Below are 13,148 nucleotides of genomic sequence, written 5' to 3' on the forward strand. Positions count from 1 at the left end.
GTCCTGTCCTTGCGCGGCCTAAGTGCCGCTGACCTTGGGCTGCGTTTGCACGATGCTCACCGGCCCCTGCGGCGCCTGCGTGGCGGCCAGACAGATGCCGGCACTGCTCTGCGACAACGTGGGCGTGCCGTTGACCTTGGTCTGCAGATTGGTCACCACCCACTGCACTTTCACGCAGGGGCTGGGTACCGAACCGGTGCCGACCGGAATCTGGAACGGGCAGCCGCTGATGGTGAAGGTGTCATTGGCCAGCGCCAGCGCAGCGTCCGCCTTGGCCGAGGTATTGGCCGAGACGATGCTGACGGTGCCGCCATGCGGGCACTGCAAACTGGATGCGGTGGTAAGCAAAGCCGCCATATCGCCCCCTACATCACTTCAAACGCGCCGCTGTTGACCTTGACGCCCGGCCCGGCCACTTCGACCTTGCCACCGGCGCCGCTCTCGGACACCACGCCGGCCGAGCCCACCGTCTGCTTGGCTTGGCCGCCCACCGTGGTCACGTCCTGCGCCAGCGTCACGCTGGCCTGGTTCTGGTTCTGCAGCAGCATGTCGCCGCTGCCGTCATCAATCGAAATCAAGCCCTGCGTGGTACGCAGCAGGTGCACGTCCGGCGAAGTGGCCTCCTCCGGCAGATCGCCATCGCCCCAGAAGCAGCCCACCCACACCGGAAAGGACGGATCACCACCCTCGAACTCCACCCACACCCCTGCCCCCACCGGCGGCAGCGAATAAAACCCCACCGACGGGCCGGCATAGGGCACGCAGGGCATGGCCCACAAATTGAGCGATTCGAGCACCGCCGGCACCGCCACCTGCAGCCGGCCGCGCTGGGTGCTGTCGTTGTTGTCGATCACCTTGCCGCGGTATTTGCCGAAGTAGCGATTGCGTACCAGGCGTTCGATTTCGCTCAATCTGTCCATATCGCCCCCTCAGTTCCAGCCGTTGCGGATCAGCTCCGCCGTCATCACGTGGTCGTCAGCGGTGATCTTGTGCACCACGCGCGCTACCAGATAGTTGCCCGAGTGGCGCGAGCCGGCGCCGGTGAGCTGCACCACGCTGTGCGCGCGCAGCACGTTCTTCAGCACCGACTGCTTGCAGGTCACTGTGGCCTGCACGAACCAGCCGTGGTCGATCAGCGCTGCCTCGGCGCGCGCACCCAGATCGCCCGCGTCATCCACCGGCACGGCAAAGTGCTGCTTGCGCACTTCGGTGACGATATCGGCCAGCGCCTTGCTGGCCAGCCCGGCCAGTGGCGAGCGGTCACGGCTGCCGTCGATGTCGGATTTGCTGCCCAGATCAAGCTGAGTGAGCGTCACGGCCACGGCACGGTCCACATCCCACGACAGGTTCAGCTCGTCGACATTCGGATCGGGCACATTGATGCGCAAATCCAGCGCGGGCGGGTCGCTCACCGGGGGCTGTTTGAAGTGCGCGGTGGCCAGCCCTGTCATCGCGTCGTAACTGAGCCAGAACCAGAAGCCGTTGCGCCGCGCGAGCCGGCGCACAAAAGCCAGATCGGTTTCACGCTGCACCAGCACATGCTTGTCCTCGCTGTGCATGGCGCTGGTGGTGCTGACATCCGGGATGAAGCCATACGTAGCCAGCACGCTGCTCACCGCCGTGGAGTCGGTCATCTCGCTCCACAGGGCGGCCTTGTTCTCGTAACCCATGGTCACCGACTGATCGGCACCCAGCACATCGACCAGCGAGCCCGCCCCGCCCTGCACCAGGGTGGCGTAGTGCCCGGAGACCGGCCCGCGCGACAGCATGGCGTAGCCGTCACCCGCCTTGACCACCACGCCCAGATCGGCACCGGGGTCGAAGCGCGCATCGGCCAGCACGCTCAAATCCCCCTCGACGATGCCAATGCCGTAGCGCAACCGGTAGCTCGCCGGCTCGAACAGCGTTTCGACGATTTCGATTTCCTGCGGCACATCCAGCGTGGCATCAGGCACGCCGTTGACGCAGAGGACAGCACCCAAGCTCATGTCTTGCCCTGCTGCGGAATCTGCACTTCACGCAACTCGGTCAGCACCTCGGCACGCATGGCATCGTTGAATTCGGCCAGCCGCCAGAAGGCCGCCGGATCAGCCAGGTACAGCGCGGCCAGATGATCGGTACGTTCGCCATCGCGGCGTACATGCACGCCACGGAATACCTGTTGTGGGGCAGTTGCCGGCGGCGTCACCTCGACACTGCGGCCGCGTGCATCGGTCAGCACCAGCGGGGTGAGTTTGGCGTAGCGGCTTTTCGGATCGAACATGGCGTCCCCTAGATCGGCAGCATGCCGATGATGGATTCAACGCTGTTGGCCAGATTGGCCATGGCCAGCACCTCTTTCTGCCCGCGCGTGAACATGTAGCAAGCCTTGGCGATATCGACGGTGGCGCCGCTGGCCGGGTCGCCGCTGACCGTGACCAGATCGTCCAGATCCAGCACCTTGAGGCCGATGCTGGCCTTGGCGCGGATCGGGTACAGCAGCGGCGAGAACTGCTGTTCTTCGATCGACAGGCTGGTGATGCGCACCGGCACGATGCGCCCCGGCCCCCAGAAGAACAGCACGATGGGCACCTCGCGCCGCGCCAGCTGCGTCTCCACGCCGGTATCGGCGCCAAAGCTGCCCGACAGCCCGCCCGCCGAGAACGACACCGAGCCGGCCACGCTGCCCAGCAAGCCACCCAGCACGCTGTCGCCCGGCGGATAAAGCAGCATCTCGATGGCGGCAATGCGGTCGGCCACGCCCGACACGGTGGCCACCGGGTGCGAGTCGGGGCTTTCCAGCGCATCGGTGGCGTCCAGCTCCAGCACCAGCGAGAAGGTCTCTGCCGGGTCATACGGCTGCGACAGTGCCAGCCGCTGATCGCGCGTCAGGTCTTCCAGCCGGTGTGCCGGGTCTATAGTGTCGTGCTCGCCCCACTTGATGGCGCGCTGCGGCGGCTGCCACGGCGTGAGCGTGCGCGTCATCGTCTCCGGGTTGTACTGAAAGATGATGATGTTGGGGATGGGGATCAGCATGGGCGCGCCAAAGTAGATCAGCGCGCCTTTCAGCAACTTGGGGGTGCGGGAATAACCGGTATTGGCCATGTCAGCCCCTCCAGCCGCGGGCACTCATGCCCTTGTCGTTGTGAGCCACTGCAAGGCTCCAGATATGGTTCATCTCACCCGGCTTGATGAGCGCGCTGCTGTTGGCGGCAGTGCCGGGATGATGGGCAAGATAAAGATCGTTGTAATAGCCCAGCTCGATGCCGCGCAGCGCTGACTTGAGCTGCGTCTGCATATGGGTGCGCATGTAGCCGTAGGTCTTTTGCATGGCTTGGTAAATGTGGTTGCCGACCTGGTTGGCCGGCCGGTCGCGATAGGCAACCCATGCGTCGTAATGCGTACTGCTGCGCGGGTTGTTGACCGCTGCGCGCTCAAGGCGCAAATAGGGCTCGGGCAACTCCTGGCGGAAGATGTGGTTGACGATTTCGGACTGGGTCACCGCGCCACTGTCGCTAAAGTCCTCCGCTGCGGCATTCATGTGCAGGTTGCCGCGACGGTGGGTGGGCCGCGCCAACAGGATGGTCGGCATCAAGCCGCCACGACCGGCCTCCAGCGACTCAATCTGGATGCCGCGAAACATGCTGGGCCGGCGCGCACCATTGGTGGCCAGCTCACTGCCATAAGCGTCAAGCCGCCGACGCAGCAGCGGAAATGCCGACTTGCTGGCCGGTTCTTCCGATCCGTTGCTGGCGCCGTTATGGAAATACTCCACCAGCAGGTATTGCGTGATGTGGTGCGATTCTCGTTCTTTGCCCGACTGCTCGCCCGAATCCTTCTGCGCGAAGGTGCCCAGGTGCAGACGCTGGTTGCCGTAGCCCGCGGTCTGCGTCGTACCCGTGGTATTGAGATACTCGCTCTTGGCCGGCAGCGCGGTTGCTGGCAGCGTGCCGGCGCTCGCGGCGATCTGCTGCTGACGTTCCAGTTCTTCGGCGGCGCGGAAGATGGCGTGTGAAAACCGGTATGCGTTGCTCGCCCAGATTGAGCTGCTGGGGCCCAGATCGTGCAGCACCGCGCGAATCAAAGGCCGTAGCTCCTGGCGACGCGCCGGCAGTATATTGGTCTGCCCCCCGCCGGGACCGGTGCCATGCTCGAGCGCCAAGTGCCACAAATTGGTGTTGCCATTCACATGTGCGAGGTAAACGAATTTCACTTCGGCACTGGCATAGGGATGTTGCGCATCGCGAAACGTCGCCTCTTGCCCTCGCCCCCGTACCGGCATGTCAAAATCAAGCAATATCCCGGTCTTGCCCAAGATGTAGCGCTCCAGCCGGCGCGTGAAATCACGCACGTCCAACGCCATGCGGGCGGGGTGGCCAGGCCGGGCACGCTCGGCCTCGTAACTGGCACGGATGGCAATGTCTTCGATGGCTTCGGCAATCTCTTCGTGATGATTCATCAGGTGAGTCGAGATGGCATCCAGGACATGCCGGTAGGTACCGGCAGATGTATGCAAGCCGCTACTGCCCGGCCGGAGGCGGGTGCGCAGATCCTGCGCGACGTGTGAAACAGCGCGGCGGACATCTCGGCCGATCAAGCTGCGACCGGTCGTGCTGGCTGTGCTGTCGATCTCCTCGACCTCTTCCTCAATGCTGGTGATATCAGTGACCTGCCGCAGAAACCGTTGCCCAAGCAGTTCTATCATGCTGGGCTGGCCGGCATCGGCCCTGCCCAGCGCGATACCACGCGCGCTACCCGCCATTGCGGCACGAGCGGCGGCGTCGGCCTGTGCTTCTGCTGCACCGTCCCAATGGATGCCGCGACGGGCACGACTGCGGCGGGGCGTGGCAGGGTGCGAGCCGCCGCGTTGGCGAGCCCCCGTCTGTTGCACCACATGCGCCAGTTCGTGATACAGCAACTGCGGTCTTGCCGCTGCGGCATCACCTGCACCGAGAATGACATGGCTGCCAGCCGTGAGCGCACGTGCACCGACGGCACCGGTCAACGCTTGCGCTCGGCCGCCACGATGCAGACGCACGTGCGAAAAATCCTGCCCGAAGCGCTGTTCGACATCTCCACGCGTGGAAGGCGCCAATGGTTCGCCCGGCTCTGCTGCCACACGGTCGAGCAAACTGGCGGCTTGCGTGCCGCCCAGTCCGCCTTGCGACTGACGGCTCAGCCCCGCTGCCACGGCGGACTCCAGCTGGGGCTGCGCCTCGGTCTCGCCCGGAAAGCCACGATTGCTGGTGGTGACCTGTGCATGCGGAACCGAAAGACCCAGCGGCGTACCGAACTGCTCGAAGGTAGTGTGCAAGGTATTGCGCATCATGCTCTGGGCTTCGGTCAGCCTGGCGGTAACCTGCGGCACGATGGTGTCGTTCCAGAACGGAAAAAGGTTGTCGGTCGTGACGCCTGCATCGCGCAGCAGGCCAGCCACGCCACTGACCAATTGCTGACGGGCACCGATGAAGTCGAGCAATTGCAACAGGATGTGTACGCCAAGCCGGTATTTGCCGCCCAGGCGGTGACCGATCACGTCGATCAGCACATTGATGAGATCCTCCAGCGGCAAGATTTCCCGTGGCAATTCCAGCTCGCCCAGGCTGGCTATCATCTCGTCCAGCCGCTGCGGCAAGTTGCTGATGAAGCTGCCGAAGTCGGCAACCGCCTCCGCACGTCCTTCCAGGCCGCCCAGGCGATCGACCATGGCAGCGATGATCAGGTAATAATCGGCGATCAGTTGCACCACCCGCACCAGGCCGGGCGAACTCTGCACCAGCCCTTCCACCTGCTGTCGCCGGTCCTGCACGTGGTCTTCCATGCCGGCAAACAAGCGCCCGATGTTGCGGGCAAAATTCTGGACCTTGAGCAACAGCCGGCGCAGCCGGGCGCTACTGCTGTTGCCTATGGTTTGCGGGCCGGGCGCACGTGGCTCGCCTATCAAGCCATTCAGGCTATGATTGCTGAACAGCAGGTACTGCAGCAGGTTTTCGAAATGCAGCAGGCCCAGCGTGCGCTCCCATACGCGCTCCAGCAGCTCGCGCGGGTGGGTGATCAGGTGCTGGATCATCTCCGGCCCGTCGCCGGAGAAGAACGCCACGGTGGCCGTGATCAGCCGTGTGGCCGCCAGTGCCTGGCCGCCGCCGGGGAACAGTTCGGCAGCATCCATCATGTAGCCGCCAAACGTTTCAATCGCGCCGGCCAGCTCGCCGAGTTGCTCCATGGTATTGCGCAGATACAGCGCCCAGGTCAACCGGGTCAGTACCTCGATGGTTTGCGGGCTGTCGGCATACAGCTCCAGCGGCTCGGGGCCTTCGTTGACCATGACGGACAGCAAGCGCACATGGGGGCGATTGCCGTCAGCCAGATGGGTTCGTCCGCCGTCCAGGCTGAGCATCGAGCCAACCGAGGCGGCATTGGGCATGCTGCGCAAGCCAAAGGTGCCGGGGTGGAACGCGAAGTTGGCGTGGACCTCCTGGATTTCCCAGGTCGTGCCTTCAATGGTAAAGCCCTGACCGCGCCCGATGCGCCGGTTGCTATCCTGGGTGCGAACCGTACCCGTGCTTTCCAGCGTGCCGTCACCGGCCTCGCCCACCATGCCCGAATCCAGGATGGCCCGCTGCAGGACGCTGACCTGATGCTCCAGCAACTCGCGCAACTGCGTGCGTCGCTGTTCGAACAGGGTGGTATTGCCGCGCTCCTCGGCCACGGTAAAGCTGTCACGTATCGTCTGGCTGGCACCGCCCGTCGCCTGGGCGGCCCAGAACAGCGCCGTGTCAACCAGCGGTACCCAGGCATGGACATCGCCCATGTCCTGCTGGCTCAGCAACTTGGCATGCAGGGTATCGGCCAGCTCGAACACAGCCATCGCCAGATGGCCTTCCTGCTCGGCCCGATCATCAACACTGCCGACGAACTGGGTCAGCAAGGTGCTCACTTCGCGCACCAGCAAGCGTACCACCGTCTGTCCGGCCTGCCCGGGTACGCGAAAGCGTGTCATCGAACGGGGTTCGTACCGATCAAGCGCGGGCCGGAACTGCACTTCGACGCGACGGCGCCGCTCATGCGCCAGGGCCCGTCGTTGTGCCTGCAAGGCGGCATCGAAACCGGTGCGGTGCTCATCCCTCAGGGCCTGTGGCAAACGCGCAGCATCCATCGCGGTGCGCAATTGTTCGATCAGGTCAGCCTGTTCAGGCGCCGTACGTATCGCCAGACTGGCCCGCCAGAGTTCCCACCAGACGCCCCACTGCAGCCCTGCCAGCGTCGTCGCCGTGATGGTTGCCATTTGCACTGGCCCACTCAGCGCGGCGTCGGGCCGGTAGGCCCTGCCTGCTTCAATATCCCGCACCAGTTGCTGCCAGGACTGCTGGCTGACGTTCGGCACGCTGCTGGATGCGGTGAGCGCATTCAGATACGCCATCAGCGCAGGCAACATGGTCACCAGCACTTGATTGATGGCTGGCAACGCTTGCAGACGCGAAACCAGCGCCGCCGGTGAGGGCATGATCCAGATGGCCGGTATGAAGCGGTCGTGATCAGCGGCCCTGCCCACGCCATGGGCAATGGTTTGTCCGGGGTAGCGCGCGCGGACGCCGGCCAGCAATTGCTGCGTCAACGGGTGCTGCTGCACGAGCTCGCGCAAATTGCGGCGTGGCTGACGCTGGCGTTCGCCATTTTCGGTCACCCAGGGAGTAACCCATTCCCAATCGTCGATCAGATAGCGCACCGGCGTGAATTCGGCACGGGCAGCGGAAAAAGCTTGGTTGAGTACCGGCTCGGCAGCAAGCGTGTAACTGGCGCGGTTGGCAGTCAGCAGCCGGTCGATGTGCTCACTGAGGCGGCGGTAATCCTGCGCCTGATAGAAGTCCACCAGATCGCTGGTACGCAAGGGTTCGAAACCGCGCACTGCCACTGGCAGGTCTGCCGCCATCTGTTGCACGCCGGTTTCGGCATCAATCATCCAGTCGCTGCCAAAGACCACGTAATCATCGGTAAGCCCGCCGCCCGGGGCGGTCTCGCGCCCTTGCACGATCAGGTCTGCCCAGTCGATCCAGCCATCCCAGCCGACGCGTCTTGCCACCGTCAGCGCATGGTTGGCAAACCGGACGCGGAAGATGTCGAGAATGTCCGTACCTGCCGCGCCGGGCTGTACTGCTGCCTGCATCGCACGCATGCCGGTATCCGCCGCAGGCTGGTACTGCTGTGCACGCAAGCGCAAACCTGCAGCAAAGTTCAACGCCCATGCAATGACGGCCCGCTCTGGCTGTGCAATCAGTCGCCCCGCCATGGCACTGTCAAAAGCAAAGGCACGGTGGCCGGCACGGTTGCCAGGCAAGGCATCAATGAGCCGGTCCGCCGTGCGCCGCTCCACCAGGCTGAGCATGCTGCGGTCCAGATTGCGTACCGCTGTATTTCGCGTAGCCTCGAAGGTAGCCGGGTCCGGCAATACCCCCGTGGCCGGCCGGTCCAGCAGCGCGTGCAGGAAGACGGCCAACTGGTCGCGGTAGCCCGGCAATGTCGTGTCTATTCCGGCCAGCAGTGCACGGGCTGGTTGGTCGCCCCCAGCCAGTGCGCTTCCGTCGCCCAGGCTGGTTTCCATCGCATCGGCGCTCTCCCAGAACGCAACTGCAAAGTGCGCCATATCCCGCAGTGCCGGCAACACGTCTTCGAACCAGATGCGCTCGGCCTCGACACTGGAGCCGGCGCCGACTGCGGGAGGGCCGCGCCGGCTGGCAGCAGCATGGGCCATCAACTGGCGGGTGCAGTCCTGTTCAAGCTGGACAGCCACCGCGCGCTTGATCCGCGCGCGCGATGCGGTTGCCGACTGCGGCAATCGCATCACGTTTTCCTGTGCCTGCTGCAGCAAAGTGCGGCGGCTGCTTTCGATCACCGCGGCCACATGCACCGTGACATAGTGCAGCTCGTCTGGCCCGATGGTGCCTGCGTGGCGCCGCAGCAATTCGGCGCTGGCCGTATTCACCAGATCTCCCGCAGCAACCTCCTGATTGCTGAACACAGCAGACGGCCCGATCAGTCCGACCAGGGTACGGTCGAGCATGAAGCGCGGATTACCCAGACCAAACCAGCTGTCGGCATACCAGTGGGCGTACAGTCGTTGCTTGAGGTCATCGAAGCGGCCGCCGCGATCCTCGACATACCGTGCGTAAGTGGCGCCGGAGAAAAAAGTCGTCTGCAGATCGGTACGAAGCTGCAGCAGCGCCGCAGCAGCGGCGACATGACCCTGCTGCTTCAGTCCGTCATAGAGCGCGGAAGCCACCAGTACATTCAACGTTGCCGGCGAGCCAGGCAGCTCCGGATCAACGCTCTGCGCGTTGACATGGCCCGCACGGGCCGACCAATAGGCCGCCGCAGTCGCTGGTGCGCTTTGCGCCAACAGGCGCTCCAGCAGCAAGCGCTCCTCGCTGCCGGCCGTGGCAGCATCGCGGTAGAGCGTCAGGGTATCAACCAGTGCGGGCACCGGATCAGTCGAAGACAAGGGGCTAGCCCACTCGCACTGCACATTGCCGCCGCCCCATACCGCCGTCGCGCTCAAATGCCCTGCAGCATCCATCCGCCCCGTCTGCTGCAGCGCGTGGGCCGTTTCATGGCCGAGCAAGGCCAGACCATCAGCCAGGTCGGGACGATAGGCCCCCGCAGCAAAATACAGGCTCGGCCCGCTGGCAAAGGCACGCACGCCAAGCGCCGCGGTGGCTGACCATGCCGCGGCATCACGATGGATGCGCAACACATTCAAGCCCGCACCGAATGCCTGCTCAAGCCGCAAGCGCAATGCAAGCGGCAGTGGCTCGCCACGGCTGCCGGGCTGGCGAAAACCGGCGGCACTGGCCGGCGTCAGCCCTCGCGCCAACCCCAGCTCACCCCGGGCAATGCCCTGTGCCGCCCTGTCTGCCTGCCGCTCATGCGCATCACCCCGTGCGCCGCGCGACACTGATGGAGCCTTGCGCTGCACGCCACCGACCTTGTGTGACCGTGTCGCTGCTGGCCCGGCCATCAGGCAGCCCCCTCAAAGCTGGCCAGCTCGCGGGCAGACAGCCCATCACCATCCTTGGCCAACTCCCGGGCCAGGGTAGCAGCCAGCAGCGGCAGGTCCGGCTGCTGCCGTGCACGCCGCGCTGCAAATGCGGCGGACAGCGCGGCCCCCTTGATCTGTGCACCGGTCGCGGCCACACCTGCGAGCCGCTCCAGCGCCTGAGTGGCTAACAATCCATCGCCAAACAGCGTGCTCAATACGCGCTGCCAGATGGCAATGCGCGCGCTTGCATCCGGGCGTGGAAATTCAATTACATGGCGAATGCGGCGCAGGAATGCCGGATCGATATTTGCCTTGAGATTGGTGGCCATCAGCACGATGCCGTCAAAACTTTCCAGCGCCACCATCAGATGGCTGATGTCCATATTGGCGTAGCGATCCTGCGCATCGCGTGTTTCCTCGACGCGCTTGCCATACAGCGCATCGGCTTCATCAAAGAACAGCACAGCGTGCCGGCAGGCCGGCGAGGACAAGATGCGCTGGAAGTGCTGCGCCGTTTCCCCCACCCATTTACTCAATACCGCCGAGACATCGATGCGCAACAGGTCCAGCCCCAGCTCGCACGCGATCACCTGTGCCGCCATGGTCTTGCCCGTGCCGGGGGGACCGGCAAACAGCGCGGTGAGCCCGCGTCCGTAGGGATAGAGTCGCTGCGTGGCCGCATCGGCCCAGAAACGGTTGCGCTCGGCGGCCTCAAAAGCCAACTCGCCCAAGCGTTCGCGCACGGTCTCGGGCAGCACCAGATCATCCCAGCCCAGCTCGCCATCGATATGCTGGGCCAACCCGCCCAGGTCATCGCGGGTCAGTACGCGCGCATGTCGTGCGGCCTCTGCCGCCGCCGCAGGCTGCATGGCTGCCACCTGACGAATCTGTTGCTGGCTCAGTGCGTAGCGTGTAGCCAACTCGCCCAGCGGCGCAGCTGGCCAAGCCGCGGCCTGCGGCAAATGGTGCAGCCAGAGTTGATGGCGTGCTGCTGCATCGGGAGCCGGCAGCGATACCGGCAAACGCTGCAGCGCCGACGGAACCGGGGCAGTCGTACCAAGCGAGAACTGCAAGGGAAATACACTTAGCCCGTGTTGCAGCACCAGTTTGAGCAAGTGAGCGCCTTCTGCAGCAGCAAACACCGGTGCAACCCGATCCAGAAAGGCCTGCCGCTGGATGCGTATGGCAAGCTCCTTATCTGGCGCGTGCCCTTGCGGCAACACGCACAGCGCCGGCAAACCCAGCTGACCGGCGACTGCTGCGGCGAAGTCCAGCCCTGCCTGACTGTCGTCGCCCAACACCTCCACCAGCCAGCGCTCACCCGCCGGCAGTTGTTGTGCAATGCGGCTGGCCGTCTCGGCCACCGGCCAATCGGGTAACGCCACCGATGAATCAATGATCTGCACGCACCCGATCAGGGCGCGATCCAGCTCTGGTGCACCATCCAGCCATGCCTGGATATGCGGATCAAGCTGCAGTACGGCATTGCCGTCGCCGGTGTCGTGCTCGCTCACCAGCAGCCACAGCCGCAGCGGCGATTCGCTGGGCAGGCGCAGCCGCTCGGGGTGGCCGAAGGTGCGGCAAGCCACCAGCAGCGTGAGTTGCAAGGCCCACGGGTCGTGCTGCACCAGCTCGGCACGCAGTTGCGGCGCCAGGCTGGCCGTCCACAGCATGGCAACGACATCACGCTCCAGCACATTCAAGCCAAAACACTCGGCCAGTGCGCTCAGGCGCCCGCCCTCTGGCGCCGGTGCATCGCTCTGGCGTGCCAGCACGGCGCTGACATAAGCCTGCCAGGCCAGCCGTTCGTCGAGCGCGATGGTTTGCGCCTCGTGCACCGCATTCATGGCGCTACGCCCCAGTTCGGGCCGGATTCGGCGCCGCGCACAATTACGCGCAAGGGGACGAGACTGCCGGTGGTAATACCAGCCGGCAGTTTGAATTCGATGCGGTTGGGGCCGCTGCGTGGCCAGAACTGGCCGGCAGCGGGTGCGGCGGCAACGCGGGTGAGCTTGCTGGCGCCGGCATAGCATTGCAGATCGCTGCTGCCGAGCGCACTGGGGTCAAAGCCGTCGAGCATTAGCGTGCCCAGCCCGCCCCCACCAAAGCTGATCGCGCTGATGCGCGGTGCAATGGCCAGCGGCGCCGGGTTGGAGATGCTGTCGAAATCGCGCTGGCTGCCATCGGGCAAGGTCACGCGATCCACGGTGCGCACCTGCACGCTATAGATGCCGGGCAGCAGCGCCTGCGCACTGGCCGTGGGCTGCGCGGTGGCCGTCAGCACCGTGCCGTTGCCGGCCAGACCCCATGCGGCATCAGCCACCACGGGCGCGGCAAAGTCAGCGTGGCCGATCAGCAACTGGCTCTGGCTGTTGCCCAGCTCGCTGCCCAGCACGCTGAATGGCTGACCATAGGCCACTTCAGCCGGCGCGATGTCGACCTCGTGCAGCGAGGGGTCGCCGGGGATATTGAACTGCACGGTATTGCGCGTGGTATCGATCACCGGCCGGCCGCGCGTTTGCGCATGCACGCCCAGGCCCAGCACACGGCCGGCGCGCGTCTGCAGTACTTCCGGCTCCAGCAAGGCGGCGCTGATCTCGAAATAGGCCGCCATACGCATCGCCTGCGTGCCGGACTGCCAGTATTGCGATGACTCCTCCACTGCCACTGGCCGCAGGCTGATGCGCAGGCGGTTGCCCTGCCCGCGCAGTGCCAGCGGCAGCGCCTGCACCATGCCGCCCAGGCCGAGGTCGATCATGGTGTTGTCGTCGATCACCGGATAATCGTGCAAGGTCTTGACCGCCAGCCCCATCACCAGCTGATCGGCATAGGCACGCTTGGCAGGCTGCGCCATATTGCTGCGCGGGCAGAGCACGTAGTTGAGCGTCAGCCCCATGGGCTTGTAGCGCTGCGGCGTGCCGTCGTTGGTTTCCCAATCCTGCCCCTTGGTATAGGCATCCTCGCGCAGGTGGTAGAGGTAAAAGCTCAGCGCGTAATCACCACTGACCGCATCGGGTGGTGCGGGCGATACCTCCAGCGTGGCCGAGGCTGGCCAGTCGGCAAACAGCGGCAAGCGCTGCTCCAGCAGGTTGACGACGGTCTTGGTGATCAGGCTCAGGTCCAGCAGTGCCATGGT

At 64.9% G+C, this 13,148-nt stretch carries 8 protein-coding genes; all 8 read right to left on the reverse strand.

Features of this window, described 5'->3' with window-relative positions:
• Positions 1-18 precede the first annotated feature (18 nt).
• Genes B9A19_RS03830 through B9A19_RS03865 form a run of 8 tightly spaced genes read right to left on the reverse strand, consistent with a single transcriptional unit; the run spans position 19 to position 13,145 of the window.
• Positions 19-357, reverse strand: coding sequence for a hypothetical protein (locus tag B9A19_RS03830; protein ID WP_084089222.1), 339 nt, complete (start codon positions 355-357; stop codon positions 19-21).
• Positions 358-365: 8 nt separating this feature from the next.
• Positions 366-920: a phage baseplate assembly protein V gene (locus B9A19_RS03835; RefSeq protein ID WP_084089223.1), complete on the reverse strand. Its 555-nt coding sequence runs from the start codon at positions 918-920 to the stop codon at positions 366-368.
• 9 nt (positions 921-929) lie between these two features.
• The gene (locus B9A19_RS03840; protein ID WP_084089224.1) at positions 930-1,988 is read right to left on the reverse strand and encodes a phage late control D family protein; all 1,059 of its coding nucleotides are present in this window, start codon (positions 1,986-1,988) and stop codon (positions 930-932) included.
• Positions 1,985-2,263 (reverse strand): hypothetical protein, encoded by a 279-nt coding sequence (locus tag B9A19_RS03845; protein ID WP_084089225.1) that lies wholly within the window; start codon positions 2,261-2,263, stop codon positions 1,985-1,987. Before B9A19_RS03845 ends, B9A19_RS03840 begins: the two co-directional genes overlap by 4 nt.
• An 8-nt stretch (positions 2,264-2,271) precedes the next feature.
• Entirely contained in the window at positions 2,272-3,084 is an 813-nt protein-coding gene (locus tag B9A19_RS03850) for a hypothetical protein (RefSeq protein ID WP_084089226.1), read from the reverse strand.
• A gap of 1 nt (position 3,085) precedes the next feature.
• Positions 3,086-9,991, reverse strand: coding sequence for an eCIS core domain-containing protein (locus B9A19_RS03855; RefSeq protein ID WP_084089227.1), 6,906 nt, complete (start codon positions 9,989-9,991; stop codon positions 3,086-3,088).
• Complete coding sequence (locus tag B9A19_RS03860; RefSeq protein WP_176216753.1) at positions 9,991-11,859, reverse strand: ATP-binding protein; 1,869 nt, start codon at positions 11,857-11,859, stop codon at positions 9,991-9,993. The genes B9A19_RS03855 and B9A19_RS03860 overlap by 1 nt, the downstream gene beginning before the upstream one ends.
• A complete protein-coding gene (locus B9A19_RS03865) occupies positions 11,856-13,145 on the reverse strand; it encodes a Pvc16 family protein (RefSeq protein WP_084089229.1) in 1,290 nt (429 codons plus the stop codon). Before B9A19_RS03865 ends, B9A19_RS03860 begins: the two co-directional genes overlap by 4 nt.
• Positions 13,146-13,148 lie beyond the last annotated feature (3 nt).

The sequence above is a fragment of the Andreprevotia lacus DSM 23236 genome (assembly GCF_900176275.1).
GTDB classification, from domain to species: Bacteria; Pseudomonadota; Gammaproteobacteria; order Burkholderiales; family Chitinibacteraceae; genus Andreprevotia; species Andreprevotia lacus.

Coding starts and splice junctions, on each gene's coding strand:
- B9A19_RS03830 (WP_084089222.1), bottom strand. CDS start 357: ATGGCGGCTTTGCTTACCACCGCATCCAGTTTGCAGTGCCCGCATGGC.
- B9A19_RS03835 (WP_084089223.1), bottom strand. CDS start 920: ATGGACAGATTGAGCGAAATCGAACGCCTGGTACGCAATCGCTACTTC.
- B9A19_RS03840 (WP_084089224.1), bottom strand. CDS start 1,988: ATGAGCTTGGGTGCTGTCCTCTGCGTCAACGGCGTGCCTGATGCCACG.
- B9A19_RS03845 (WP_084089225.1), bottom strand. CDS start 2,263: ATGTTCGATCCGAAAAGCCGCTACGCCAAACTCACCCCGCTGGTGCTG.
- B9A19_RS03850 (WP_084089226.1), bottom strand. CDS start 3,084: ATGGCCAATACCGGTTATTCCCGCACCCCCAAGTTGCTGAAAGGCGCG.
- B9A19_RS03855 (WP_084089227.1), bottom strand. CDS start 9,991: ATGGCCGGGCCAGCAGCGACACGGTCACACAAGGTCGGTGGCGTGCAG.
- B9A19_RS03860 (WP_176216753.1), bottom strand. CDS start 11,859: ATGAATGCGGTGCACGAGGCGCAAACCATCGCGCTCGACGAACGGCTG.
- B9A19_RS03865 (WP_084089229.1), bottom strand. CDS start 13,145: ATGGCACTGCTGGACCTGAGCCTGATCACCAAGACCGTCGTCAACCTG.